At 38.6% G+C, this 26,030-nt stretch carries 29 protein-coding genes and 1 other annotated feature; of the genes, 4 read left to right on the plus strand and 25 right to left on the minus strand.

The window, feature by feature from the left end:
- Positions 1-5: 5 nt before the first annotated feature.
- Both MKY06_RS14215 and MKY06_RS14220 read right to left on the minus strand, forming a co-directional pair.
- A complete protein-coding gene (locus MKY06_RS14215; protein ID WP_340960864.1) occupies positions 6-1,274 on the minus strand; it encodes a GntP family permease in 1,269 nt (422 codons plus the stop codon).
- Between the two features lie 127 nt (positions 1,275-1,401).
- Positions 1,402-2,502, minus strand: a complete 1,101-nt coding sequence (locus tag MKY06_RS14220; protein WP_223268892.1) for a sugar diacid recognition domain-containing protein — start codon at positions 2,500-2,502, stop codon at positions 1,402-1,404.
- Positions 2,503-2,660: 158 nt separating this feature from the next.
- Here MKY06_RS14220 and MKY06_RS14225 point away from each other — a divergent pair, with 158 nt between their 5' ends.
- The gene (locus MKY06_RS14225) at positions 2,661-3,845 is read left to right on the plus strand and encodes an iron-containing alcohol dehydrogenase (protein WP_013057461.1); all 1,185 of its coding nucleotides are present in this window, start codon (positions 2,661-2,663) and stop codon (positions 3,843-3,845) included.
- A 32-nt stretch (positions 3,846-3,877) separates the two neighbouring features.
- On the opposite strand, the gene MKY06_RS14230 is transcribed toward MKY06_RS14225, so the two are convergent.
- The 6 genes from MKY06_RS14230 to MKY06_RS14255 form a co-directional block, all read right to left on the minus strand.
- Positions 3,878-4,225 carry a DUF805 domain-containing protein gene (locus MKY06_RS14230; protein ID WP_013057462.1) on the minus strand — a complete coding sequence of 116 codons (348 nt, stop codon included), beginning with the start codon at positions 4,223-4,225 and terminating at the stop codon, positions 3,878-3,880.
- A gap of 159 nt (positions 4,226-4,384) precedes the next feature.
- Positions 4,385-5,386, minus strand: a complete 1,002-nt coding sequence (locus MKY06_RS14235; RefSeq protein ID WP_097812556.1) for a DUF3231 family protein — start codon at positions 5,384-5,386, stop codon at positions 4,385-4,387.
- 256 nt (positions 5,387-5,642) lie between these two features.
- The gene (locus tag MKY06_RS14240; protein ID WP_013057464.1) at positions 5,643-5,921 is read right to left on the minus strand and encodes a hypothetical protein; all 279 of its coding nucleotides are present in this window, start codon (positions 5,919-5,921) and stop codon (positions 5,643-5,645) included.
- Positions 5,922-6,035: 114 nt separating this feature from the next.
- Positions 6,036-6,947: an NAD(P)/FAD-dependent oxidoreductase gene (locus MKY06_RS14245; protein ID WP_029322347.1), complete on the minus strand. Its 912-nt coding sequence runs from the start codon at positions 6,945-6,947 to the stop codon at positions 6,036-6,038.
- Positions 6,948-7,129: 182 nt separating this feature from the next.
- A complete protein-coding gene (locus MKY06_RS14250; protein ID WP_013057466.1) occupies positions 7,130-7,939 on the minus strand; it encodes a hypothetical protein in 810 nt (269 codons plus the stop codon).
- Positions 7,940-8,090: 151 nt separating this feature from the next.
- Positions 8,091-8,903 (minus strand): amino acid ABC transporter substrate-binding protein, encoded by an 813-nt coding sequence (locus MKY06_RS14255; RefSeq protein WP_029322351.1) that lies wholly within the window; start codon positions 8,901-8,903, stop codon positions 8,091-8,093.
- A gap of 320 nt (positions 8,904-9,223) precedes the next feature.
- Between MKY06_RS14255 and MKY06_RS14260 the strand changes: the two genes are divergently transcribed.
- Positions 9,224-10,288, plus strand: a complete 1,065-nt coding sequence (locus MKY06_RS14260; RefSeq protein ID WP_029322353.1) for an LLM class flavin-dependent oxidoreductase — start codon at positions 9,224-9,226, stop codon at positions 10,286-10,288.
- 44 nt (positions 10,289-10,332) lie between these two features.
- Here the strand turns inward: MKY06_RS14260 and MKY06_RS14265 are convergent, their stop codons facing one another.
- The 16 genes from MKY06_RS14265 to MKY06_RS14340 all read right to left on the minus strand — a co-directional run bounded on the left by MKY06_RS14265 (position 10,333) and on the right by MKY06_RS14340 (position 22,389).
- Complete coding sequence (locus MKY06_RS14265; RefSeq protein ID WP_170960149.1) at positions 10,333-10,470, minus strand: hypothetical protein; 138 nt, start codon at positions 10,468-10,470, stop codon at positions 10,333-10,335.
- 150 nt (positions 10,471-10,620) lie between these two features.
- A complete protein-coding gene (locus MKY06_RS14270) occupies positions 10,621-10,968 on the minus strand; it encodes a DUF805 domain-containing protein (protein WP_013057470.1) in 348 nt (115 codons plus the stop codon).
- A gap of 272 nt (positions 10,969-11,240) precedes the next feature.
- Positions 11,241-11,657: a DUF4275 family protein gene (locus MKY06_RS14275; protein ID WP_155660460.1), complete on the minus strand. Its 417-nt coding sequence runs from the start codon at positions 11,655-11,657 to the stop codon at positions 11,241-11,243.
- Between the two features lie 84 nt (positions 11,658-11,741).
- Entirely contained in the window at positions 11,742-12,971 is a 1,230-nt protein-coding gene (locus tag MKY06_RS14280; protein ID WP_098278015.1) for an MFS transporter, read from the minus strand.
- 67 nt (positions 12,972-13,038) lie between these two features.
- Positions 13,039-13,283 (minus strand) — a binding site (T-box leader).
- 42 nt (positions 13,284-13,325) lie between these two features.
- Complete coding sequence (locus MKY06_RS14285) at positions 13,326-13,940, minus strand: AmiS/UreI family transporter (RefSeq protein ID WP_013057473.1); 615 nt, start codon at positions 13,938-13,940, stop codon at positions 13,326-13,328.
- Positions 13,941-14,088: 148 nt separating this feature from the next.
- Entirely contained in the window at positions 14,089-15,270 is a 1,182-nt protein-coding gene (locus MKY06_RS14290; protein WP_013057474.1) for a NupC/NupG family nucleoside CNT transporter, read from the minus strand.
- A 19-nt stretch (positions 15,271-15,289) separates the two neighbouring features.
- Complete coding sequence (locus MKY06_RS14295; RefSeq protein WP_013057475.1) at positions 15,290-15,688, minus strand: cytidine deaminase; 399 nt, start codon at positions 15,686-15,688, stop codon at positions 15,290-15,292.
- A gap of 59 nt (positions 15,689-15,747) precedes the next feature.
- Complete coding sequence (gene deoC / locus MKY06_RS14300; RefSeq protein ID WP_097812559.1) at positions 15,748-16,422, minus strand: deoxyribose-phosphate aldolase; 675 nt, start codon at positions 16,420-16,422, stop codon at positions 15,748-15,750.
- Between the two features lie 21 nt (positions 16,423-16,443).
- Positions 16,444-17,745: a pyrimidine-nucleoside phosphorylase gene (locus tag MKY06_RS14305; RefSeq protein WP_013057477.1), complete on the minus strand. Its 1,302-nt coding sequence runs from the start codon at positions 17,743-17,745 to the stop codon at positions 16,444-16,446.
- A gap of 182 nt (positions 17,746-17,927) precedes the next feature.
- Entirely contained in the window at positions 17,928-18,251 is a 324-nt protein-coding gene (locus tag MKY06_RS14310; protein WP_098278016.1) for a hypothetical protein, read from the minus strand.
- Between the two features lie 5 nt (positions 18,252-18,256).
- Positions 18,257-19,201: a sugar-binding transcriptional regulator gene (locus MKY06_RS14315; RefSeq protein ID WP_026106623.1), complete on the minus strand. Its 945-nt coding sequence runs from the start codon at positions 19,199-19,201 to the stop codon at positions 18,257-18,259.
- Between the two features lie 138 nt (positions 19,202-19,339).
- Positions 19,340-20,314 (minus strand): HNH endonuclease domain-containing protein, encoded by a 975-nt coding sequence (locus MKY06_RS14320; RefSeq protein ID WP_097812560.1) that lies wholly within the window; start codon positions 20,312-20,314, stop codon positions 19,340-19,342.
- Positions 20,315-20,352: 38 nt separating this feature from the next.
- Entirely contained in the window at positions 20,353-20,679 is a 327-nt protein-coding gene (locus tag MKY06_RS14325; RefSeq protein ID WP_013057482.1) for a nucleoside triphosphate pyrophosphohydrolase, read from the minus strand.
- Between the two features lie 34 nt (positions 20,680-20,713).
- Positions 20,714-21,454, minus strand: a complete 741-nt coding sequence (locus tag MKY06_RS14330) for a glycoside hydrolase family 25 protein (RefSeq protein WP_081252146.1) — start codon at positions 21,452-21,454, stop codon at positions 20,714-20,716.
- A 129-nt stretch (positions 21,455-21,583) separates the two neighbouring features.
- Positions 21,584-21,895: a hypothetical protein gene (locus MKY06_RS14335; protein ID WP_098278017.1), complete on the minus strand. Its 312-nt coding sequence runs from the start codon at positions 21,893-21,895 to the stop codon at positions 21,584-21,586.
- A 305-nt stretch (positions 21,896-22,200) separates the two neighbouring features.
- Positions 22,201-22,389 carry a hypothetical protein gene (locus MKY06_RS14340; protein ID WP_016764545.1) on the minus strand — a complete coding sequence of 63 codons (189 nt, stop codon included), beginning with the start codon at positions 22,387-22,389 and terminating at the stop codon, positions 22,201-22,203.
- A 609-nt stretch (positions 22,390-22,998) separates the two neighbouring features.
- Between MKY06_RS14340 and plsY the strand changes: the two genes are divergently transcribed.
- Together plsY and htpX are read left to right on the plus strand one after the other, a co-directional pair.
- Complete coding sequence (plsY, locus tag MKY06_RS14345) at positions 22,999-23,586, plus strand: glycerol-3-phosphate 1-O-acyltransferase PlsY (protein WP_098278018.1); 588 nt, start codon at positions 22,999-23,001, stop codon at positions 23,584-23,586.
- Positions 23,587-23,906: 320 nt separating this feature from the next.
- Positions 23,907-24,779 carry a protease HtpX gene (htpX, locus tag MKY06_RS14350; RefSeq protein ID WP_098278019.1) on the plus strand — a complete coding sequence of 291 codons (873 nt, stop codon included), beginning with the start codon at positions 23,907-23,909 and terminating at the stop codon, positions 24,777-24,779.
- Between the two features lie 42 nt (positions 24,780-24,821).
- Here the strand turns inward: htpX and MKY06_RS14355 are convergent, their stop codons facing one another.
- Entirely contained in the window at positions 24,822-25,808 is a 987-nt protein-coding gene (locus tag MKY06_RS14355; RefSeq protein WP_098322370.1) for an MBL fold metallo-hydrolase, read from the minus strand.
- Positions 25,809-26,030 lie beyond the last annotated feature (222 nt).

The raw sequence follows: 26,030 nt of genomic DNA on the forward strand, positions 1-26,030 counted from the left end.
TGTTTTTACCCGTATAGCTTTAATACACCAAATATAAGCGTGGATACAATTGCCATAATGAGTCCAATAAGCGATTCGTAAGGGATTAATTTTAAACGTTCTTTTATTTTCATGTTTACACTTCCGCCCGTTGCGTGGAAAAAGCTTCCGTGCGGGAGGTGATCAAGTACGGTCGCTCCGGCATGAACCATAGCAGCTCCGGCTAAAGCAGAAACGCCTAGCTCTAAAATCGTCGATCCAAAAACTTGGCTTGCGACTGCTGTTCCTGCAGTTGTCGAAGCGGTTGCCGCTGACATAAAAATACCTGAAATCGGAGCTAAAACATAAGCTGGCAATCCAATGGCAGACAAGCCGTGAATAATAACGTCTTTTAGCTGGGAGTTAGCAATAATTCCTGCTAATGTCCCCGTTCCAAGCAGCATAATGGCTACACCTGACATTTTTCCTAACCCTGAAATAGCGTATGTATTAAGCTGTTTTCCTTTTTTCATTACGATGGCACCAACGATCCCTCCTGCAGGAAGCGCAACCATCGGGTCAATATTAAGATCAAAAAGCGGTCGCAGCGCCAGCAGCACGATGGTAACAATTGGTGCTATGATGGCTGTTAAAAACAGCGGCAAGCTGCTTGCATCCACTGTATCTATTTCTTCAGCTTGAACCATTGTTCCTTTTTTCACTAATCGTTTGGCTACTAGATAAGTGGCCGCTACGCCAAATACAGCGGGAATGATTCCTGCAGCCATCACGGATGTAAGAGGAATATTAAATGCATCTGAAGCAGCAATGGCGTTAGGATTAGGAGACATTAAATTCCCTGCCTTTCCCCCTCCAATCATTGCTAGTAAAATAGCAGGCTTTGACATACCTGTACGTTTAGCAATAGCTAAAGCAATAGGCGCCACTGTGATTACAGCCACATCAACAAACACACCTACTGTCGTAAGAATGAGTGTGGCTAGCGCTAGAGCTAAAAGCGCTTTTGTTTCCCCTAGTTTTTTTACAATGGTTTCTGCTATAACCGCTGCAGCACCTGATTCTATTAATACCCCAGCCAATATACCGGCTGCAAGAATCCGCAGCACTGCGGGAATGATGCCTTGCGCTCCTTCAATCATTAAATTAACAGTATCAGCAATATTAACTCCGCCAATCAGTCCTCCAATTAAAGCTCCGGCTATCATTCCGTATGCGGGAGCCACTTTCTTTAAGATTAATATAATAGCAATTACTAATGCACAAATCGCGCCTAACGCGCTTACTTGAACGTCCATAAAGCCATCCCCTTTCTTGTTTCTCATGTCCCTAACGTTAATTGTAAGCGCTATCTTATATTCTTTCATTAGTCACTTCAACAGAAAAAGACCTCACTATCGCAAGATCTTTTATGCACGTGCACAATTATGAAATTTTAGATAGCAGTAGCGCTACATACAGTTCGAGAAGGTCTTTTACTTTCCTTGGATCTTTTCCTGTGATGCTTTGGATTTTATCTAGACGGTAGCTTAGCGTATTTCGATGTATAAAAAGCTTTTTAGCTGCCGTGCTTCCTTCGCCATTTTCTTCTATGTAGACCGTTAACGTTTCGATAAGTTCTTTTTTCTTATCGTATTCCTTAAGCTTTTCATAGTGATGCAACAGCTCATGATTTTCTTGAAAACCGGCGCTTTGACGTAACAGCACGGGAATTTGATAATCCGAATAGCAGTAGAAAACAGCTTCTGGGTGAAGCTTAGAACCGACGGCAAGCGTATCTTTTGCCTGCTGATAAGATATATGAAGGCCTTTAAAGTCAGCTTGAACAGATCCTGCCGCTAACTTACACACCATACCAGACGCCCGAAGCTGTTTTTCCAGCTGTTCCGCATAGCTGCTAGCGCTGCCTGCTTCTATAGATTTTAATATGACCACTCCGTCTGGAAGCATAGCATATAAGTCATTATTAGTTATATATTTCTTTACACGTTTCATGACTTTATGACGATTTTCAGCTGTAACAATGAGTGCCACTCGTGGAAGGTATAAGTTAATATCAAAGCGATTCGTCCGGTCAAAAAATAAAGAGTCAAGCGGCTCTTCTTGTCGAAGAAGCTGATGAACCACCTCTTCTTTTAATCGTTCGTCCCATTGAATTTCCTCTATTAAAATCATTTCTTGAAAAATCATTTCAGCCGCCATGCGCACAAGCTCTCCGTAATTACGAATCTGTTCTGGCAGTCCTGTTAATCCCACGACTCCAACAATTTCTCCGTTAAAGAAAATAGGCAAATTCACGCCTGGTTTGGCCCCGCGCAGCAAGTCGGCCTGCTGTTGAGTAATTTCATACGGGCTTCCGTTTTTTAATACCATTAACGCTCCTTCATGAATATGGTCAATTCTATTTTTGTCACCCGAACCAATAATGACTCCTTTTTCGTTCATCACGTTAATGTTGCAATCAATAATCTCCATCGTTCTACACACAATTTTCTGAGCTAATTCTTTTGTTACGTATCTCAACATTTCCCCATCCTTTGTTTCTGTGAAGTAAAGCTCAATTTTTTCGTGACAGCTAATTTGCATTCAATGAAAAATTTGCGATACTTCATTATAATATACGTAGAAGCAAAACCACATCTTTGAAACCGCCAACAAAACAGTGCCTATAGGAGGATAAAAGAATGACTGTGTCAAAACTAGTTTTTACCCCTCTTAGCTATACAGGATGGGGATCACTTCAGCAACTGCTTCCGGAAGTAAAAAAATATCACCCTGCTCATATTTTAATTGTCACAGACCCTGTTTTAAAAGATATTGGACTTGTAGATAAAGTGAGTTCTCCCCTTATCAAAAACGGATACGAAGTAGATGTATATGCAGATACGGCACCAGAGCCGCCTTTAGCACTCGGTGAAAAACTCGTATCCTACGCAAAAAGCCGAAAATTTGATTTAGTCATTGGCGTTGGCGGCGGCAGCGCGTTAGATTTAGCAAAACTTACGGCCGTTTTAGCCGTTCATGACGGAGCTGTAGAAGAATACTTGAACTTAACTGGTACGAAACAAATTTCAAAAAAAGGTCTTCCAAAAATTTTAATTCCCACTACTTCCGGCACGGGTTCAGAAGTAACAAATATTTCTGTGCTGTCTCTTGAAAGCACCAAGGATGTTGTGACCCACGACTATTTGCTTGCGGACGTTGCGATTGTAGATCCCGAGCTTACGCTTAGCGTGCCTCCTAAAGTAACGGCGGCTACAGGGGTTGATGCATTAACTCATGCTGTTGAAGCTTATATATCAGTAAATGCAAATCCAGCAACCGATGCCTTAGCACTAAAGGCTATACGCATGATTAGCTCTTCTTTAAGAACAGCTGTAGAAAATGGCAAAGATAAAGAAGCGCGAACTCAGATGAGCTACGGAAGCTATTTAGCAGGGCTTGCGTTTTTTAATGCAGGTGTTGCAGGTGTTCATGCACTTGCTTACCCATTAGGTGGACAGTTTCATATTTCTCACGGTGAATCAAACGCCGTATTGCTTCCATATGTGATGGGTTACATACGCAGCAGCTGCGTGGCGAAGATGCGTGATATTTTTGAAGCACTAGGCGGAAACGTGAGCTCTTTATCAGAAGAAGAAGCTTCTTATCAGTGTGTAAAGCAGCTACAGTCACTTGTTGAAGACGTCGGCATTCCTCAAACCCTTCGCGGCTTTAATATTCCAGAAAGTGCCCTTCAAAAGCTGACAGCAGATGGCGTCCAGCAAAAACGAATTCTTGCTCGCAGCCCTTTGCCTCTTCATGAGAAAGACATAAGAGCTATTTACCAATCGGCTTATGATGGCGCTATAGTAGAACCTGTCCACTAAAAAACTCCCCCTTACCTAAGGGGGAGTTCTAATTATGCTGCTTTGGCCATTGTACCGAAACGATTTTCTTTTGGATCGCTAGGCTGACAGAATAAAATAATCAGCCAAATACCGCCAATCAGTGGAACCAATGTAATAAGCTGCCACCATCCGCTTTTTCCCGTATCGTGGAGCCTTCTTGCTCCTACCGCTAACGAAGGGACTGCAACCAATAACGAGTAGATTACCGGCAGAAAAAGAGGCTTATCAATCACGAACTGAATGAACGAAAGAATAAATGAAATAACAAAGTTAACTAACACAAACATCCAGTATTCAGTTCGGCTTGCTCTGCCAGAAAACGTCCCGTAATTTTTCAACACTTTTATGTACCACTTCATATGCAACATCCTCCTTTTTTAGTATAAAATTGTAAATTTATAGTTTATATATCCTTTTTATTCAAAAAACAAACCGTTAAACGAACAAATAACGACATTTTTTATGCAAAAAAAAAACTTCTTTCACAAAAAGAAGTTTTCGTAATGTATTATGCTTTTCTATTTAATCAAATCATTTCGGTCTTCCATACTTGGCGGTTCCTCAAGCCATCCGTTTTTGGCCATGATTTTCCCCCCGTCTTGCCCGTATGTTAAAATGTCTTTGGCCGTACTGACAAGAGTAAGAGGAAGATCTCCACGTAAACTAAACGCAGTGCCTAAAGCGTTGCTTCCTAGCCCGAAACTGCAGAATAAACTCACACAATACATCATTAGTTTATCTGAAAAAGGTGCTACTTTTGATTCGGTCGCTTTCGCTCCCCACGTCGCAGGCGTCTGAATATCGCTCTCCAAAAGAATTTTACTATAATCACTTACAACTTTTTTAGCTAGCTCTTTTCCTTTTACAAAGTACTTCTTCACTTCAGGCTCACTTGCTACTTGAGCAAACCCTGTGATCATTTGCATGCCAAGAACGTTGGTTTCAATAGCGTAGTAAATATGTGCTACCTCTACAGTATTTAATGCACGTTTACTGGAAAATAAATGGATTCCATTCATGTAATCTGTACCTTCAGCGAACTTCACTGTTTTAGGTACTGAAACAGCTGGAGGCCTTGGAAGCACGTTTTTTTCCTGAAGATAATCTACACATTTGTCATAGCCACTTTGTGTGAAAGCGGTAAGCTCTTTATATAGAGAGATCATGTCTTTTCTGTAGGACATGGTTAAATGAAGCGTATGTAGCCCCATGCTAATTTCTTTTAAAAGGCGAAGAAACATAATATCAAACATCTTATCATAAAGCTTAGGAACAACGACATTTACGTCTTTTTCTGTGTATCCTACCGGTATGGCTGCCCCTTCATTTTTTAGAATCGTTTTGATATCTTCAATATAATTCACCACTTGCATATGCGTATCTTGCATAATTTCTTTTGCTTGGTCATCTTCTGCGTGCGTAATAAAATATTCTAACATTCTTCGGATCATTGTCTTTTGCTGATAGGTCATCCAAAGAGTAGCAATTTCACTTGAACTTAACGGTATTTCTTGACTCATATACTAAACCTCCTGCTAGGGCTACATACGTATAGCTTTATTTATTCAAGAGTGGGTATCTGTACAAATGAAGATTGTATTCTACTTTAATGTTCATTCACGTAGTCAGATACAAAACTCTGTCTCTTCCTCAATTAATTCTGCTTCATTTACTATGCACAAACTGGAAGAATTCTATGTATTTGCCTTCGCTTTTAAATGGAGGAAACAAAAAAAGCCCCTTTCCATTAAAGGCGCTTTTTCAAAGAGAACGGTTTTATTCCGTCGTATCAGAAATTCTTTTGTAGCTTCCGCACTTTTTTAGATATTGAATAATATCTTGATCTTTTACACGCTGAATAGCTGATCCGAACAGTTCTGCTGCTACCTGCATACGTTCATGTTTATGTTCAATGGTCATAATATATCGAAGCGCATCCACAACCGGTGCATTGTGACGTGTACGACGAGTTATGTACTCGTGAATGGCTTCATTTAACCCTTCCGATTCCGCTTGTTGAAACTCAGGTTTTCTTACCACTTGACTATATACCACTTTTTTGACACTCCTTCTCCTCATTTTTAATCATTTTTTTCTTTCTTTCATTTCCATTTCCCTAACAAAAAGGAAACAAAACATGCAATCTTAACTTTTTTTATAAAAAAACAATTATTTTTCATGAAGCTCTAACAAGCGTTTGTGTATCCAAATAGCGGCTTGTAAACCTTCTCCCATCGCTACCGTAACTTGTTCAGAATGAGCCACAATGTCTCCTGCTGCCCACACGTTTGAAACATTTGTTTCTTTTGTACGCGGATTTACGATAATGTGCTGATTTTCTAGAAGTTCTACTCCGAGCTCATGGGCTAATTCTGTTCGAACTTTATTTCCTCCAAACGCTAAAAAACCTCTTTCTCCATAGATAAATTCATTGTTTTCGAGGATGACTCCTTTTAACATTTCTGCTTCAGCTATGACTTTTTTTATTGCCGCTTCTTTATAGGTAATTCCCTTTTGCATCAAGGTATCTGCTAAAGGTCCAATCTCTTTTTTGTCATGATTAATGTACGTAATGTCATTTGTCCAATATGTTAACGTAAGAGATAAACTGGCTCCTGCTTTTCCCGACCCTAGTACTAATACCCTTCTATTATTTACTTCATATCCGTCACAGTCGGGACATACATATACTGTTTTTCCCATACAGGGATATAGCTCTTGCTGAAGTTCAGGCGGAACCCGGTCTACTACTCCCGTCGCAAAGAGTAAAGTAGCTGCTTCGTAGTTAGCAGAGTTTGTAATGACGCTAAACCCCTCTATTTCCTTTTGACATTGAATAACACGTTCTTCTGCAAATTGAATACCGTAGCTTTTTGCTTGCTGCCTTCCCGCTTCTCTTAGAGTTTGCCCACTTATTCCCTCAGGCCATCCCAATATATTTTGATAATTTTTGCAAAGATTGGAACGTCCATCGTTTGAATCAATAACCAATACACTGCGCTTATATCTTCCAAGCTGAATAGCGGCTTGAAGTCCTGCAATTCCTCCACCTATAATAACGCAGTCATACTTGTCTGCCACACCACATCACCCCAGCTTTTACTATTTTTTAAACGAAAGCTTCAGTTTTTCATTATCTGTTTTTCTATTATTTTTATACACTTTATTGTCTTTATTTTTTGAGAACATTCTACATACAAAAAAACCGCCTCGGCAGCTGCCCTGCCTAGAGACGGTTTTTTATAAAATGAAAAAAGACGATATTACTCATTTTTCTTTCCTGCTTCTTTTTCATTAATTTTAGTAATCAGCTCTTCTTTATATACTTCACTATCTTTCCCGTAGCGTAGACGACTATAACAGTTGGGACATAGTGCCGCAGCGTCCTTTGGCTTAGCGAGCCCGCTCTCTGAAAGCTTTGAAAGATAATACATTTGCAAAAAGGAGCTTCCATCTTTTGCGATAAACGGCGCGCTTTCTCCGCAGGCTTCACAAATACCTGCTGCGCGTTTGTGAACATATTGTTTAAGAGCTGCCGTTTGTTCGTAAACACTTGTCTTTTTTTCTTCCCCTAATGCTATATGACGAAGCTGTTCAGTTGAATAAGGTGAAACGTCCAGCTTTGCTGCTTTTTCCTCAATTACAGGATTTCGTTCAAGTTCAAAAATAATGGCTTCACGAAGCTCTCCGTCTGAGTCCCACATGATTTCTAATTGATGATTAATATACGTCACTTCATCCACAAACTCGACCACTCCAGGCTCCACGTAGTGAAACAAGTAAACGGCTTTTCCCGATTGGAAATGTTCGCGAAGCGCTTTATTGCCTTTAATGAGCTGCATCGATCCTCTTTGACCTTCTCCCGTATAGAAAAAAGAGGTTTTATCTCTGTTCCACCCATGTCCTGTTCCGTATTCACTTCCGCTTTCTTTTGTGAAAATAAAAATATATGGATGCGCTTTTGGCGTTGATATTTCGCTTTGTTCTTGCCCTTTATAAAGCTTATGAATTTGTTTTCTGCGATAACGATGTCCTTTTTGAAAGAAATCTCCGCGCTGTAAATCCGTAATCAATGAATTGCCTCCTACTGCGGTCCTGCTTTTATAGTACTTATAGCTCTACTATACACTAATTTTTGTTTTCTTTGCAGATCGTTTCTTCTATCTATTGGATTTATATCATACAAAAAAAGCAGCTGTATGGGCAGCTGCTTTTTTGCTATAGTCAATTTTGCACCGTATAGTCTTCTCCTAGCCATTTTGTGCTGAGTTTTTTTAACGTACCGTCTTTTTTCAGCTTTTTAATCGCCTGATCGACTTCCGACTTTAACTTTTCGTCTTTTTTGTTAAACATAAAATATACTTTTGAATTAATCACGATATCTCCAACCGTTTTTTGCTGAAATTTCAGCGCTTGATTGCTAAAGTCGATGGAAAATGGTGTCGCAAGCGTAGCATCTGCTCGGCCCGTTTTTAATTGAGTTGTGGCATCATCCGCACCTTGACCGGCGTAAACTACATCGATTTTATTGCCGTGTTTTTGATTGTATTTGTCTAGATAAACGGCCGCATTGCTTGTAGCTCCTACAATCATTTTTTTACCTTCTAAATCTTTTAAGGAATGAATATCATTTCGATTTTTAGGAACCGTTACATAAAGCGGAGAATAATTATATGTTTCATCATTAAATAAAAACTTTTTCTTTCGCTCAGCGTTTTGAGCCATATTATGAGCAATCATATCAATTTTATTACTTTCTAAGCTGAGAAGCAGATTTGAAAATTCCATCGTTTTAAATTCAAATTTATAATCCTTTAACTCTTTGTCGATTGCTCTTACTACTTCTACATCATAGCCGGTCAGTTTGCCTTTATCATCAATAAAGCAAATATTAGGAAACTGAGTGCCTGTTCCAACTACAATCGTTTGAACATCTTTTTCTTTCTTTTTTCCTGCACTTGAAGATACGTTTGTTCCGCAGCCTGCCACGCTAACAGCTACTACAATTGAAAGTAAAAACAGCCAATATTTTTTCATGCGTTCCTCCCCTAAATCCCTATATTATGTAATAAAAAGAGGCTCTTGATAAAGCATCTGCTTCATCAAGAGCCTCTGGTTAACCAGTGGGCTTACTTCGTGTAAGATTATCCACATCATAATACTAGTTAACCGATAAATCAAGTGGGTTTTTAGAAAAAGATTATCTTGACAGCTTGGTGTCTACCGCTTAAGATACAACTAATAAAACAATGAAACTACATATCTACCAGTCAACTGGAGGCAAATGGACACGATAATGAGTGTACGTTTGCTTTTTTTATTGTCATCCACCAATTTATCTTTTGGAGGTAAAACGTATGAAATTTGCTTTATTTAGTCTTATTCAAAACATCCCGAACCCGGTTACTGGAGAAACATTAACTGCTCAAGAAAAATTTCAGCATGTGTTAAATCAAGCAGTGCTGGCAGAAAAATTAGGTTTTGATGCTTACGGAGTCGGCGAAAGACACGGAGCTCCTTTTTTGTCTTCTTCTCCTCCCGTTGTTTTAAGTGCAATCGCTGCTAAAACGTCACACATTCGTCTTCTTACTACTGTTACGGTTCTAAGCATTTTAGATCCTGTACGAGTAGCTGAAGATTATGCAACGCTTGATCACCTGTCGGGTGGACGCCTTGAACTGATTATTGGAAAAGGCAACGACCCGCGTCATTATCCGCTTTTTGGCATTACAGAAGAAGAACAATGGGAGTCTCTTGCTGAAAGATACGCTCTTTTGAAACAGCTTTGGACAGAAGAAAATGTCACGTGGAGCGGCCGTTATCGTCCGCCTTTAACTAACGCTACGACTCAGCCTCGACCGTTTCAGACTTCTATTCCCGTTTGGCATGGAAGCGCGTCAAGCCCGCTGTCTACAGAACTTGCGGCTAAATACGGAGAGCCGCTATTTTCATCTAATTCCTTCCATCCTCAGGCTAAATATAAAGCGCTGATTGACCATTACCGGGAACGTTTGGCTTATTATGGCCATGACCCACGCAAGGCCATCGTCGGTTCGGGGGCGAGCAGCCTATATATTTCTAATACAGGGGAAGAAGCGATTCGCCGCTATCGCCCGTACTATAACGCCTTTAGCAATACGGAAGCAGCCAAACATAATCAATCGCCGTTCACGTCACTCGAAGATATCGTTCAACACGGTCCTGCTTTAGTAGGAAGCCCGGAGCAAATCATTGAAAAAATAATAGACTATCACCGCGCTTATGGAAACGAAGTGCTGAGCATCAGCGTAGACGGTATAAGCGAAGCAGAACAGCGCGAACAGCTAGAGCGCTTTGCAAGTGATATTGCACCTGTTCTTCGAAAAGAAATTCCCAGCAGCGTGTGGGAAAATGAAAAAAGAGGCCGGGACATAACGAAATGAATCTAACCTAAAGACGAACAAATCAGATACATGAGCTGAACCGCTTATGACACCGCTCTTGATTTCCGTGCAAGGCTTCGCTTTCCGCGGGCGGCCGCTGAGCCTCCTCGTCGCTTTCGCTCCTGCGGGGTCTCATCTGTGCCGCTTTTCCCGCAGGAGTCTTCGCCTTGCCCTCCAATCAACTGCTAGAAGAACCTACATACATAAAATTTACGTTCACCATCACACTATGAAAAAATCCGAACTAAACTACTTTTGTCCCAACCTCTTTTTAATTAGAAACAATTCGCACGTTTAGTTTACTAACTTTTTAAACTAATAAACTACTCTGGTTAAGATGCCTGCGTGTCTGTGTCGTAAATATTGGCTGTTACTTCGCTTCTTTGACAAAATAAGATGAGCAGCCAAATGCCTCCGATAACTGGAACAAAGTTAATTAAATACCACCAGCTGCTTCTTCCTATGTCATGCAATCGGCGTGCCGTCACAGCAAGAGATGGAATGAAGACTGCAACAAGATAAACTATACGCAAAAACGGAGGCATATCTGTTATAAGTTCAATAGCTGAAAGCACACACCACATAATAAAATTAAATAAGACAAACATCCAATACTCTTTACGCGTTGCTCTTCCTTGAAACGTTGCATAGTTTTTTAGTACATGTAAATACCATTTCATACAAAAACCTCCTTTTTCAAAACGAATTTTGTAAGACAAGCTTACTAGCAGTAATTGCCTTAGCATACAAAAAATTAATTTCACATCCTATTTTTTGAAAAAATCCCAAATGGTAATATAGATATAGGAGATAGATGGATAATATTTAGTAATAAATACCCAAAACTTTTAGATCAAAAACCATTTTATTACTATAATTACTTTTAATTAATAAAATGTTCTTTTATAGAAAAAACCTGCCATATTAATAAACACGGCAGGCTCTATCTTTATTATGTTCGGTAAAAGTAAGGTCCACATGAGCTTTCATGGGTAATCACGTAAGTCCATGTGAAATCTTCATCAACCACATATAAATCTTCTAAATACATGTTTGTATTTTTACTTAAATCAGCGCTTGTTAGATGCTTACATTTAGATAGCTGCAGCACCCGTTCATCATGCTCAAACAACAAATAACAGTCGTTCTTTATTTGCTGTTCGAACGCTTGAATCGCTTGTTCTCCTTGTAAGCAAGGGAGCTTTTCATAGCTAAATGCATGCCATAAGAACTGTTCCATATAAATTTTCTTTTTTTGCGATACGCTTAAAGCACTTGCAAATTCATGTTCCCACCGTTTCCGAAAGAGTTTTCCTTGATTCGATAATTTTTTAACAAACATTCCTTTTTTCTTTAACGCATCTTTCATTTTCACTGTGCTTTCTCATCCTTTATCCTGTACTCATTTCTTTTTATCGGCTTCTTAGCTTATTTGTCCACTAGTACCCGTGCGTTAGATTCGCTGCTTTTTGACCAAATTGACTTTATAAAACTTCGGCTTTAACGTGCACAAAAACAACACAATCGTACTTAAAAGCATGATCAGACTTCCACCAATTACAGCTTCTTGAATCGAAAAGATGTGCGCAGCCATGCCGCATAAAAAAGTCATGATAATGATCAGCAATGAATCAAGCAGTCCATATATACTTCCTACTCGACCCATCATGTCAACGGGAATACTGTTTTGATAAAAGGTTTGAAAACCAGCACTTGCAAAAGCTAACGCAAAAGATAAGCTAAAAAATCCTGTTCCGATGGCTTGAAAAGAAGACGAGCAAGCATACAGCAAATAGCCAAGCGACACTCCTACACTGCCGGCGCCTATCAGAAAGTTCGTTGACAGCTTCTTAGCAAACAGTGTATTCACAACTGCGCCAATCATAATGCCTGCACCTGCTACGCTCACTAAAAACCCGTACTCGCTTTCGGACAAATGAATGACTTTTGTTGCAAATGAAACTTCAAGAGAATCAATTGCCGTGGCCATGACCATTAAGAAACTGAATAATACATAAATGTTCATAATGTATCTGTTGGCTCTACTAAAACGAAACACCACTTTCCAATCTTCTCCAATTGTGTTTACAGAGAGTTTATTTTCTTTAGCTTCTGTTTTTATATCTAAGTTCGGCATTAATAAAGTAACCATTCCTGACACCACGAGCGCTGCAGCATTGGCATAGATAGCAAACGCAGGCGTTCCAATCATAAATAACGCACCTGCTGCGGCTGGCCCAAGAAGAAAGCCTCCTGAGTCAATCAAACTGCGCAGCGAATTAAATCTTTTTCGTTTTTCACTTGGAATAAGCTTTGTGATATAAACCATCGATGCCGGCCGAAACATTGAACTTGCCATACTGATGATAAATACCAGCACATAAATGATCAGTATGGATGAGAAAAACGGAAAGCAAGCAATAATCCCCGCGCGCATCCAATCTAAAAACATCATAAGCTTCCGTTTGTTTATGCGGTCAATTAAGCTTCCAGACCATATATTTGTACATAGCGCAGCAAGCGGCTTTATCATGTATAGCCCTGAAACCGCAAGCGGCGAATTCGTCATATCAAGCATCCTGACATTTAAAGCAATTAAATAAATCCAGTCCCCGATATTGCTAGTGCCAATTCCAAACAGTAATAAAAACGGGTATTTCCAAGACAACAGCTTATTTTTCATAAAACAAAGGCCTCCGCTCCATTATTGATTACAGTCAATAAAAAAATCCCACCCCCAAGACATGTGTCTTAGGGGCGAGATTATGAATCGCGGTGCCACCCTAGTTTGTTCATATGTCGCCATATAAACCTTATCGAGTACGACTTTCGCTTATACTCTAGCTTTGTAACGGAAGCAGCCGTCGCACTATCACGTTAGATCCAATGCGCTGCTCAGAGGCTTGTTTCAACAGCGTTTTTCTTGCTCCTTTTCAGCTTCCGGAGCTCTCTGCTAAGAATACGCGCTGTCTACTTTTCTCTTCACGGCATTTAATTTCTAACATCTTACCATTATTATCTATTTTTTGTAAATACTTTATTTCAAAATCATTTTTTTCGGCTGAGAAAAGAATAGTCGATATCCTACGTATACAAAATAAATGATGGAAGCAACCAGCACGATTCCCCACATATTGTACATATCTTTATTTCCCCATACGCCCGTTAGCGAAAACAGCGCTGGAATTGTTAAGGTCACCCACGACTGTACAATCGCCACTTTCCCTACATATGCAGATACATCTTTTTTGCTCGTATTAAGCACATAAAATAAAAACCATAAAAACGACCAAAGAATCCATGTAATAGCGTTAACTACGTCATGATAGTGAACAAGAGAAACCGTAACGTACACCAAAGCGATAATGGATACCCAAAGTGAGTAATAGCCAAGCCCTGTTCCCTGCATTCCTTTTAGTACCGTCACGCCTACATATAAATACGTGAGGCCAAATAAAAAGATTGCCGTTCTTTCATATAAAATCCAGTTGCTTTGGTCTGACGTAATAATTAAATAAAACGGAACAATAACTTGAAAAGCTCCAACAAATAAGTTAAATACGCCTACATTTTTCTCATCTGCTTTTCCAAGCAGCATCAGTCCGTTTAAAAATAAAGCTGCACCTGACAGTAATAGTCCAATTTGATCCATTTTTCAGTAAGAAAAGCCCCCAGCTTTTCTTGTCCTCCTCTGTGTCGATGTTTTTCTTTAGGATGTGCGGAGTTGCGGTTTACATGTAAAAAAGAAAAAGCAATTCCTTTTGAAAAGGAAACTGCTTTTCTTTCTGTTTCTATTACACTTATAAAATAAAGCTGACAACAATCGCTGACAATACGCTTACAAGCGTAGCTCCGTACAGTAAACGAAGACCAAAGCGCGCTACTGTATTTCCTTGCTTTTCGCTTAAGCCTTTAACAGCTCCTGACACGATTCCGATTGATGAGAAGTTAGCAAATGATACTAAGAATACAGATACAATTCCAAGTGTTTTAGCACTGAATGTTGAAGCCATATCCGAAAGACTCATCATTGCCACAAATTCATTTGTTACAAGTTTTGTTGCCATAATTCCACCGGCTGCTACTACTTCTGAAGCAGGAACACCCATAATGAATGCAAACGGTGCAAACACATAGCCAAGCAGATGCTGGAATGACAGACCAAATAACATTTCAAACACGTTATCAATCGCAGCCATTAGCGCGACGAAACCAATTAGCATCGCACCTACGATAATCGCTACTTTAAATCCATCCATAATATATTCGCCAAGCATTTCGAAGAACGTTTGCTTATGACCTGTTTGTACCTCTAAAATATCTTCTTGATCCGTTACTGTGTAAGGGTTAATGATAGAAGAAATAATAAATCCGCCAAATAAGTTGATCACAATTGCTGTTACTACGTATTTTGGTTCAATCATTGTCATATAAGCACCGACAATTGACATAGAAACAGTCGACATAGCTGATGCACAAAGCGTATATAAACGGTTTGGCGGCAGTTTGTCTAGTTGCTTTTTAACAGTAATAAATACTTCTGACTGACCTACAATCGCAGAAGCTACTGCGTTATAAGACTCTAATTTTCCCATTCCGTTAATCTTGCTGAGAACTAAACCAATCCATTTCATAATGAAAGGAAGAATTTTAAAGTGCTGTAAAATCCCAATCAAGACAGAGATAAAAACGATTGGAAGCAGGACGTTTAAGAAAAACGGCATTGATCCTTTGTTCGCAATGCCTCCAAATACGAACTCTACTCCTTGGTTTGCGTATGAAAGCAGCTTTCCAAAAACGCTGGCAATCGCATTGATAATAATCAAGCCAAACTTTGTATTTAGAAGTAAAGCTGATAAAAGAACTTGAATCACAACCATAATAATGATTGGTCTATATTTGATTTCTTTGCGGTTATTACTTGCAAGATACGCTAATCCAAAGACAACGAGTAACCCTAAGATGCCAATTAAATATTTCATAGTATCCTCCACTGCTTACTTATTTTTGTAAGTCTTTTGATGAAAAATAGCCCGGTAAGATTTCGTTGATGTTTGTAATCACAAAATCTCCTTTTAGGTTTGCTAAGATAATTTGTGTGTGATCATCACAGAACTCAGCTAATACTTGTCTGCATGCACCGCAAGGAGAAATTGGGCCGTCCGTATCTCCTACAACTGCAATAGCTGAAAACTGCTTGTCCCCTTCTGAAACAGCTTTAAAAATAGCCGTTCGCTCAGCACAGTTCGTCAATCCATAGGAAGCGTTTTCAATATTGCATCCACGATAGATCTTCCCATCGGTTGTTAAAAGAGCTGCACCAACATGGAAATGAGAATATGGTACATGTGCTTGTTTGCTTGCTGCGATTGCTTCATCTATTAATTGTTTTGGCTCCACAGTCATCATCCTTTGCTTAGTTTACAGCAGGTTAGCTAGTACTAACCTGCTGTCATTTATTAATAATCAGAGTTGCTTAATTGACCTTTTGCAATTGATACGCCAGAGCTTGCACCAATACGTGTTGCACCTGCTTCAATCATTGCTTTTGCATCTTCTAAGCCTCGAACGCCTCCAGAAGCTTTTACACCTACATCCGGTCCAACTGTTTTTCTCATAAGCGCTACGTCTTCTACCGTTGCGCCTCCTGTTGAGAAGCCTGTTGACGTTTTAACAAAATCAGCTCCAGCTTTTACAGCTAGCTCAGAAACTTTTGCTTTTTCTTCATCAGTTAAAAGAGCTGTTTCAATAATTACTTTTACTAGTGCTTTGCCTTTTGCAGCATCTACTACTGCTTGAATGTCGCTTTGCACTAAGTCATAGTTTTTATCTTTTAACGCGCCGATGTTAATTACCATATCTACTTCATCTGCACCGTTTTCGATTGCATTTGTTGTTTCGAATGCTTTTACTGCTGAAGTAGTAGCTCCAAGAGGGAAACCGATTACCGTACATACCTTCACTTCTGGAGCATCTTTTAATAACTCAGCTGTTTTTTTTACCCACGTTGGATTTACGCAAACTGAAGCGAATGAATATTCTTTTGCTTCTTGTGCTAAAACCGTAATTTGCTCTTCTGTTGCGTCTGCTTTTAATAATGTATGATCAATAATACCCGTAATGTTTTGACTCATTTTGTTCTTCCTCTCTACTTCTTAATGAATTTCTTTATAAATTAACGTTGGAGCTTCCACTTTTTCAGCAACCGTGCTGTAAGAATCATAAACGATATCCATTACTTCCTGTACATCTTCGCTGTTGCTGTGGATGGTAACAAGAGAGTCGCCTTTTTTCACTGAATCTCCAACTTTTTTATTAAGCATGATACCAACTGCTAAGTCGATTTCAGATTCTTTTGTTGCGCGTCCTGCACCTAGCTTCATTGCTGCTACGCCGATTTTTTCTGCAACGATTTCTGAAATGTATCCATCTTCTTTTGCTGGCACTTCAATTTTGTGCGCTGCATCCGGTAATTTAGACGGATCGTCTGCAACAGAAGCGTCTCCGCCTTGTGCGCTTAAGAATGTTTTGAATGATTCTAGTGCTTTTCCGTTTTTAATTACCTCTTGAAGCATTGCACGCGCTTCATCTAAGCTGCTTGCTTTTTCAGCAAGTACAACCATGTGACTTCCTAACGTTAAGCAAAGCTCTGTTAGATCTTCAGGTCCTTCGCCTTTTAACGTGTCGATAGCTTCTTTCACTTCAAGCGCATTACCAACCGCAAAACCTAGAGGCTGGCTCATATCGGAAATGATTGCTTTTGTGTTTCGGCCTACGCCTTTTCCGATTTCAACCATTGCTTTTGCTAATTCTTCAGCGTCTTCAAGCTTCTTCATAAACGCGCCGTTCCCAGTCTTTACATCCAGGCAAATTGCATCTGCTCCAGCTGCAATTTTCTTACTCATAATTGAGCTTGCAATTAACGGAATCGAATCAACTGTTGCTGTTACATCACGAAGCGCATAAAGTTTTTTATCCGCTGGCGTTAAGTCTCCGCTTTGACCGATAACGGCAATTTTATTTGTATTTACTAAACGAATGAATTCTTCGTTTGTAATTTCAACGTGGAAGCCAGGCACTGCTTCAAGTTTATCAATCGTACCGCCAGTGTGTCCTAAGCCGCGGCCAGACATTTTGGCAACCGGTACATCAACCGCAGCTACTAAAGGTCCTAATACAAGTGTTGTTGTATCACCTACGCCGCCTGTGCTGTGTTTGTCTACTTTAATACCTTCAATTTTTGATAAGTCGATTTGATCGCCTGATTCAACCATTGCTTGCGTTAAATTCACGCGTTCTTCCTGTGTCATTCCTTGAAAGTAAATTGCCATCGCAAATGCCGATAGCTGATAATCAGGTAAATCCCCTTTTGTATAACCTTCAATAATAAAATCAATTTCAGCTTTATTTAATTCATGTCCATTACGTTTTTTTTCAATTAAGTCAACCATTCTCATGACGTTTTCCCCCTAAAAGTATCTGCATATTGTGCATCCACTAAAACGTTTTCAACAACTTACACCCTTACTATATAATAGCTTTGAACAATTGTAAACATATATATTTACATTTGTTCAAAAATATTTATAGCCGCTGTTTTAGTGAATAAAAAAAGACTTCCGCACTCAGAAGTCTTCCCTTATTTTTCAGCTTTTATCACAAATGACAACATGATTCGGTACTTATTCTTTACCTTTTTATAAGGAATTAATACGTATGGCTGATCAGGCGGCATAAACCGTTCAATTCCTTTTTGATTAGCATAAGGAGAAAAATACATTCTTCCCCACCGTTTAATGATATAGCCCGTGGTTCCTTTGGCAATCACTCCGTCTTTTGAAACGTCTGCTTGAAAAGGATACCGATTTCGCTGTGCCTGCAGAGATGACGCCGAATAAGATACACTATCTTCTACTATTTCAATCCGATGAAGCTTTTGCTCTTGAAAAAACAGCGTCTTCATCTCCCTTACTCTTGTTTATCTAACAAAAAGCGCGCCGTGAACTGATCAGTAACGAGCACATTTGCAAATTTTCCTTGCAGCGCTCCGTAAATGCTGTCAATTTTCTGATCGCCGCCGGCTACTAAAATAGCGTACTCTTTCTTCTTTAGTTCTTCCAAATCAAGTCCAAGCGTCCGTTCATCCAGGCTTTCATTGCAAATTTGTCCATCTTTATCAAAAAAGCGTGAACAAATGTCTCCTACTGCTCGCGAGGAAATCATCTCTACATCTTGTTCGGAAAAGTAGCCAAGCTGAAAAAGCAGCGAATCGGTTTTAATGGGTCCCGTAGTAAAGACGGCAATATTGGCTTGTTTGCCTAAATCTAAAATGCGCTTAATATGACGATCCGTTTCCATTGCTTTTTTGACTACTACGTGATCGACAATTACAGGCAGAGGAAGATGCATAGGAGGCGTATTGTATGCCTTTCCAAATAAGTACATAATTTCAGAAGCATACGTGCTCGTTTCCGAATGGCTTACTCCGCCTTTTAACTGCACAACCTGCACGTCATTCACATACTTTTGTTTTAAATCGATGGCCACTTGATAAAGAGTTGTTCCCCACGTCACCCCAATAATGTCTCCATCTTTTACGATGTCATAGAGATAGTCAGCTGCTGCCACGCCTAGATGACTTTTAATAATGTGATTTTCATATTGAGGCACCGGTGTGACGATTGCTTTTTTTAAATTGAATTTTTGTTCAAGCTGAGAAGACAATTTTTCACTATTGATAGATGAATCCACAATTTTAATTTGAACAATGCCTTCTTCTTTTGCTGTCTGCAGCAATCGAGAAACCGTAGGCCTTGATACACCAAGCTTTTTTGCAATTTCACTTTGATTATAATCAAGAATATAATACATCCTTGCCGCTTCAATCACTTTATTAAATTTCTCTTGATCCATCTCCATCGATTTGTTCTCCCTTACCTCATGAATTTCTTATCCCTATTTTACCAAACTTATATCTTTAGTTTACTTGTTTGGTGAACAAAATTTCAAGAGGGGATTTTGTAACTGAGATGAAAAGACAAATACTTGGGGTTAAGGAGACCAGTTTTCTACGTATCCATTCATTCCAGCATACTCATAAAGAGCTTCTAACTTACGCTCCGAATAATAGTTAAAATCATTGTGAACTGCTGTTAATTTAAGATTATCGTTACGAACAAACATCTTCTCGAGGTATACACTCTTAGCAAGTTTATTGCTCTTTTTTGTGTTGCAACTTTGACAGCTTAACACTAAATTCCACATATTATCTGATTGGATATAACTCCATGGAATAAAATGATCTACATGAGTAGCGATGCGTTTATCAGAAAGACGTTTTCCACAATAAAAACATTCTTTTGTTTCGTATTTCCAAAGTATGTTATAGAATGCATGCAGCGATTCGTGTTTTGAAATATTTTCCACTTTCAATAAGACATCATCTAACTTATTTTTGTCATTATGCTTTTCTAAAAATTTCGCCAAATGATAATTGGTTAAATGAGTAACAATTTGTCTATATTTTTGTAAAAAAATATACATACTGCTATTAAACTTTATGTATTCTGTTCTTTTATCAAACTCATAAATAGAACCTTCCATATCTCCGTATAACACCCCTACTACATACCTCGCCCCCACTTTTTTAGTTCTTTCTACTAACTGCAATTGAAGATTACTTGGTAAACGATCAAATACTACTTTATTGGGGACACCATGCATTAACTGAAATTCCTTTAGCTCTTTTTGAATTCCAGCTTGTCTATTGTGTGTATTTAATTGATTTAAATCATGATGAATAACCAAATTCCAATATATTTTAGCAAATGAAAAATACACTTGATCAAACGTGAGTACTAACCGATTGTCAACGTTATATAGGTTTTCAATTAAAGCTTTCATTAATCCATATTTATACGTTGTGGTAAAGTGACCATTAGCGAAAAATTGATTAATGATCTTCCAAATTTCTTGTTCTGTTAAATAAGCTTTTTTTATTTCTCCTACTTTTAAATTAAAACTCACCTGCCACCGCTCGCTCCCTCCACTATTGCACCATCAAACTACACTTCCTCTGTTTCCACTAAATAAACCCGATCATCAAACTTCCCGCGCTCCTTCGCCTTCTCCTCACGCACTTTCTCAAGTTGTTCTGGCGTGGCCCCGTGCACAGCTGCTAGCGCGTGCATAACTTCCAGTAAATCTGCAAGCTCTTCAATAGCCTCTTGATGCGTTTGGGCTTCTATGTACTCTTGAAGCTCTTCTTTTGCCTTTTTCGTCAGCTCATGTTGATATTCCTCTCGCTGGAGCACGCGTGATTTGAAGGTTTTTCCGCTTTGTTCAATAATCGTGGGAATTTTATCTCGCACTAGCTTGTTGTAAGTAGGCATTATTTTTTCCTCCATCTCTTACCTTTCTAGTAAACTAGTATTTTTCAAATTCTGCTTTGTTTCCGTTAAACACATTTAAATCAATAAACGTTTCTTTACCTTTATAGCCGCTTAACCGCCCTTTGTCCGTATACTGCCAAAACGTCCATTTCTTCTGTTCTTCAAGAGTAGGCTTTTTCACAACATCGCGAATCCAAATATCACACTCAGGATATCTGTTTTTAATATACAAGTCATACGCTTTAGGCGTCGTATAAAGAATGACGCGCTTGTCATAATGAGATTCAAGACGTTTAATCATGCTAGAAAGCTCCTTGTATACATGTTTCTGAGACGGAAGGTTTTGTTTTTTATCTCCGTAAAATTCTACATCAATCACTGGAGGCAAATCGTTATTTTTAAGAGAGACCGCTTTGATAAAATTAGCCGCTTGTGTGGAACCTTTGCTATCGTAGCTAAAAAAATGATAAGCTCCGATCCGCATGTTTTTCCGATTTGCTTGTTCCCAGTTTTGTTTAAATAAAGGATCTTGAAATGAACTTCCTTCCGTTGCTTTTATAAAAGCAAACTGAATATCTTGTTTACTCAGCACACTCCAATCAATCTCCCCTTGATAAGAAGATACGTCTACGCCTTTTACATCATAGCGATTGGCACTTATCGCATTAGGAATTACCCATCCTTTACTCCATAGTAAAAATATAAAGCTTACAAGAGCGACTAATATGAGTCCTGCTGTAAAAAGTCTTTTGTTTTTTTGATTTACTTTGTCTATTATGTTTACCCCCTTTTTTAGAAAATACTTCTAATATTCTAACATATAAAGGATTTTCCAAAACAAGAGAGCCTACAGGTCTTTGTTAATAAATACAAAAAACCACCTAAAAATCAGGCGGCTTTTCTTTTATGCTGCGTCTTCAGATAGCTCGTTATCTTTGGCTGCTTCTATCAGTAAGAAAATAGCCGTTAAAATGTGCATGATCATACCGACCACAGGAATCCAGGCAATAGCGGAACAGACAATTCCCATGATATGCCCTGTCCGAACTTTGTTTGTTTTAATGACAAATACTAAACCTACAATATGCAATGCGAGCATTAGAATGAGCGGCGTGTAGGCTAGACTTATAACCAAGGTGCCGCCTAAGAGGGGAATCCCCCAAAGAGCCTCTAAACCTCCGCTGACCCATTTCAATATACGACTTGCTTTTCCCATTGTATCCTCCCCCTTTGTCTTCAATGTATGCACAAAAGTTTTGTTTCTGAACGTTTGTATATGAAAAAAGCGGCAAAAATACGCCTGCTAAAATAGGCTGATAGTCCCAAACGAAAATAAGTTTTTATGTAGAAATAGTTTAATAGTGGAAAATAAATGAGAGGAAAAGCGTCGTTTTACATGTAATAACGAGGAGCTCTTCATAAAGAGAGCGAATTAGATATAAACAAAAAAAGCCGAACTCAAAATGTAAGCTCGGCTTTTTCTTATATAACAAATAAAAGGATTATAAAATGTTTTTATTATTAGTGTTCTCGACTCTTCTCAAATTTTTCAACAGCTTCAAAATCAAGCTCGGCTGATATCCAATCCCCTTTTTCCGGGAATTCTAGATTTCGAACGACTATTTTATTCGGCCCTTTTTTTTCTAAAATTTTCGCCTGGCAGTTTTTGTACATAACTACTTCTCGTTCTTTGATATCTGTCCACAACAAGTGCAGAACCCCTTTCAACTTTAAGAAGTTAATATTTCGAAACACTGTTTTACATTCTATTATATTTTTTTTGATTTGTTAATTTATTTGTCTTATTTTTTATAAAAAAATATTAAAAGACATTCCTTCTAATACAATATACCCAAAATATCTTTTAATCCTTAAACATTTATGTTATATTTTAAAAATTGTATTACAAGTTCTTTATTTTGTAGAAAAAATCAGAACGGCTTATGCGCAAAAAACTTCGCTGGTGTTGTAGCAAGTTTTTTATTTTTGCCTTTCCGCCTACTCTCTTTTCTTTTTTTACATATTTATAATGGACATGTGGATTCGTCCTAATACGTAGGAAGGCTTGAAAATTCAAAAACATCTTAGCATAAAGTCATGAAGTTATCCCGCTAAAAATACAGTTGAATTTACACATACTCTACCGAAACAGCCAGCACCCTCTATCCATATAAAAGCTACCTTCCACTATTTAAGAAACCACAATTTACTCCCTGGGAAGCATTACATACTGATAGAAGTGTTCAGAAACAAAATAAACTTTACTCTTGATATCTTGCTATAAAATGAATAATAACAACACAATTTGAGGTGCCAATAATGAACATACTAACAAACGCCATAATTATCTTATTAGCTTATTTCATTGGATCAATTCCTTTTGCTTTAGTGATTGGAAAAGGATTTTACAAAACCGATGTTCGCAAGCACGGGAGCGGTAACTTAGGAGCTACTAATACCTTTCGCACTTTAGGAAAGAAAGCAGGTATTATAGTATTGATCGGCGATATAGCAAAAGGTTCGCTAGCTGTCTGTTTACCGCTTATGATGAATAGTCACTTGCATATGCTTGTCCCTGGATTTATCGCTATTCTTGGACATAGCTATCCGGTTTTTGCAAAGTTTAAAGGAGGAAAATCTGTAGCGACTGCAGCTGGTGTATTCCTTGCATTTTCACCATTAGCTTTCATTCTAGGGATTCTTGCTTTTTTAATTTCTCTCAAAATTTCTAAATACGTATCCTTATCTTCACCTATTGGCGCATTGGTTGCCTTTTTAGCATCAATTTATGTAGGCGATGTAGTATTAATGGTATTTGCAGCCGTTATTTTTGTTTTCATTACATGGAAACATATTAAAAACTTCAAACGTATTAAATTAGGTACAGAACCAAAGGTTAATTTTTAAACGTAATAAAGTTATTTACTATTAATCTTTAAATATTTTTACTAAAAAGGTGTTCATGATTTGAACACCTTTTTTTATTATTTTAGTACTTCTCGTCCTAAGATAGACGTAAATTATAAAATTTCTTTTAAAAAATGCTCTTGATTATAAAGTAAATCATACATCCCGCTACTTTTTGTATCTCATTTTGTAATTTGATATTTACTATTTAATAACTTAGCATAATAACCTTTTTAATAACTTTGAATAAATAAATGAAACCTTTTCTCTCCTCCAACCGTATACCTATCATGCACGTATTAGTTAAAGGAGGAAGACTTGTGCTAAAACGAATTTCACTGTTTATTTTCGTTAATATTTTAGTATTAATTACAATCACAACGATTACATCTTTATTAGGTGTTCAAAGCTATATGGGAAGCAGCGGTTACGGCGGCCTGCTGGCATTTAGCGTAATTGCCGGCTTCAGCGGCGCCATTATTTCTCTTATGATGTCCCGCATGATGGCAAAGTGGATGATGGGTGTTCAAGTTATTGATGAACGTTCCCCTCAAGGTGAATACGAACGATTTGTTCTCGAAGAAACGCACCGACTTGCATCTGTTGCAGGATTAAGAAAAATGCCTCAGGTCGGAATTTATCATTCAGCGGAAGTTAATGCTTTTGCAACTGGGCCAAGTAAAAGACGCTCGCTTGTTGCAGTTTCAAGCGGAATGCTTGAACGTATGGACCGCGATGCAATCAGCGGCGTTATCGCTCACGAAATAGCGCATATTAAAAGCGGTGATATGGTCACAACTACGCTTCTGCAAGGAGTATTAAATACATTCGTTATTTTCTTCTCTCGTTTAGTAGCCAAAGCGGTGTCAAACTTTGTGCGAGAAGAGTTTGCGATGGTTGTTTATTTCCTTACATCGATTGTATTTGAGATTCTCTTTAGTATCTTAAGCAGCCCGATTATCTTCTGGCATTCAAGAAGACGTGAATTTAAGGCCGATGAGCTTGCAGCTAAACTCGGCGGCAAGGAAAAAATGATTTATGCGTTAGAATCGCTTCGTCATACTACTTCATTAGTAGATGACCGTCAAAAATCCATTGCTGCTTTTAAAATTAGCGGTAAAGAAAAGTTCTCTCGCTTATTCTCTACTCACCCGCCGCTTGAAAAACGCATTGAGCGCTTGCATTCACTATAAGCAGACAAAACCAGCTTCTTTAAAGAAGCTGGTTTTTTTATGTTATGACTGAGGAGCAAGCACACGTGTAGTTTCCCACAGCAAGACGCCTTCTTCATTTTTTGTTAATTCAACGTATCCTTCTTTCTCTAAATACGTAAGCTGGCCGTACACTTCTGAGAAAATAAAGTCGGGTGCTTTTTGATACATATCCGGGAAAAAAGCAGCGCTGACTTCAAGCGTTGTTTTCTTTCCTTCCCCCATTGCTTGTAACACGCGCAGCGCCCATTTATGCTGCTTTTGAATACGTTCCATAATTAAAGAATGAATGTCATTAAGCGGTTCACCATGACCGCTATAAATCAAATCAATGTCGTAGTTCAACGTTTTTTCAAGAGACGCCAAGTAGTCCAATAGCGGCTTTGGCTTAGGATTTTGAATGGTTGGCTCTAAATATGGGTTGGACGGTACTTTTGGCAAAATATGATCTCCGCCAAACGCGACTTTTTCTTTGCGATTGTAAAACATCAGCTGAGTTAAGGAATGTCCCGGCGTTTCAATTACTTCCCACTCACTCGCATACGGAAGTGTATCTCCTTCTTTCAAATACCCTGCTAGCTTCTGCCCTTTAGGTGAATATACTTGAATTGCAGCCGTTGCTTTACGAAGCCATGTATCCATTACATCATCACTGACTCCAAACTCGATAAGGAAATTACGGTATAGCTCATTATGCTGCTGAACAAACTCTTCATCTTGGTAAATCCAAGGCTCCACAAGCTTATGACCGTAAACCGGTATATCACTCGGCAGCCATTCTAAAAATCCAGTGTGATCCGGATGCTGATGAGTAAGAATAACTTGTTCAATATCTGTTACTTTATATCCTTCTTTACGAAGCGCCTCTTCAAAAACATTCCACGCTTCTTTGGTTTTCATCCCTGCATCAATTAACGTTAACTTGTCTGCTCTTAATAAAAACACATTCACTGGTCCAATTGGAAATGGCGTAGGCAGCTCAATGCGTATCACTTTATGATCTAAACTCATTTTACCAAACCCCTATATCTGCATTCTTTTTACTGCTTTATACTGTTAAACGTTTTATTCTTTTAAATAGTCCCTTTACTACTAACTTCTACCTTTTGTAAAAGTGCGCTGAGCATCAATAATTGGATGACTCTTTGTACTCTTACAAACGTTTTATAATGAATTCATACTATTAATAGTTTAGCAGGTTTGAAGACAAATTGATAAAGGAATGCTTTCCAG

The organism is Priestia sp. FSL P4-0332 (assembly GCF_038005845.1).
Classification (GTDB): Bacteria; Bacillota; Bacilli; order Bacillales; family Bacillaceae_H; genus Priestia.

Coding starts and splice junctions, on each gene's coding strand:
- MKY06_RS14225 (WP_013057461.1), top strand. CDS start 2,661: ATGACTGTGTCAAAACTAGTTTTTACCCCTCTTAGCTATACAGGATGG.
- MKY06_RS14280 (WP_098278015.1), bottom strand. CDS start 12,971: ATGAAAAATAAGCTGTTGTCTTGGAAATACCCGTTTTTATTACTGTTT.
- plsY (WP_098278018.1), top strand. CDS start 22,999: ATGAACATACTAACAAACGCCATAATTATCTTATTAGCTTATTTCATT.
- MKY06_RS14310 (WP_098278016.1), bottom strand. CDS start 18,251: ATGAAGACGCTGTTTTTTCAAGAGCAAAAGCTTCATCGGATTGAAATA.
- MKY06_RS14305 (WP_013057477.1), bottom strand. CDS start 17,745: ATGAGAATGGTTGACTTAATTGAAAAAAAACGTAATGGACATGAATTA.
- MKY06_RS14230 (WP_013057462.1), bottom strand. CDS start 4,225: ATGAAGTGGTACATAAAAGTGTTGAAAAATTACGGGACGTTTTCTGGC.
- MKY06_RS14270 (WP_013057470.1), bottom strand. CDS start 10,968: ATGAAATGGTATTTACATGTACTAAAAAACTATGCAACGTTTCAAGGA.
- MKY06_RS14255 (WP_029322351.1), bottom strand. CDS start 8,903: ATGAAAAAATATTGGCTGTTTTTACTTTCAATTGTAGTAGCTGTTAGC.
- MKY06_RS14315 (WP_026106623.1), bottom strand. CDS start 19,201: ATGGATCAAGAGAAATTTAATAAAGTGATTGAAGCGGCAAGGATGTAT.
- deoC (WP_097812559.1), bottom strand. CDS start 16,422: ATGAGTCAAAACATTACGGGTATTATTGATCATACATTATTAAAAGCA.
- MKY06_RS14220 (WP_223268892.1), bottom strand. CDS start 2,502: ATGTTGAGATACGTAACAAAAGAATTAGCTCAGAAAATTGTGTGTAGA.
- MKY06_RS14285 (WP_013057473.1), bottom strand. CDS start 13,940: ATGGATCAAATTGGACTATTACTGTCAGGTGCAGCTTTATTTTTAAAC.
- MKY06_RS14235 (WP_097812556.1), bottom strand. CDS start 5,386: ATGAGTCAAGAAATACCGTTAAGTTCAAGTGAAATTGCTACTCTTTGG.
- MKY06_RS14275 (WP_155660460.1), bottom strand. CDS start 11,657: ATGAAAGATGCGTTAAAGAAAAAAGGAATGTTTGTTAAAAAATTATCG.
- MKY06_RS14260 (WP_029322353.1), top strand. CDS start 9,224: ATGAAATTTGCTTTATTTAGTCTTATTCAAAACATCCCGAACCCGGTT.
- MKY06_RS14290 (WP_013057474.1), bottom strand. CDS start 15,270: ATGAAATATTTAATTGGCATCTTAGGGTTACTCGTTGTCTTTGGATTA.
- MKY06_RS14325 (WP_013057482.1), bottom strand. CDS start 20,679: ATGCCTACTTACAACAAGCTAGTGCGAGATAAAATTCCCACGATTATT.
- MKY06_RS14355 (WP_098322370.1), bottom strand. CDS start 25,808: ATGAGTTTAGATCATAAAGTGATACGCATTGAGCTGCCTACGCCATTT.
- MKY06_RS14335 (WP_098278017.1), bottom strand. CDS start 21,895: ATGGGAAAAGCAAGTCGTATATTGAAATGGGTCAGCGGAGGTTTAGAG.
- MKY06_RS14215 (WP_340960864.1), bottom strand. CDS start 1,274: ATGGACGTTCAAGTAAGCGCGTTAGGCGCGATTTGTGCATTAGTAATT.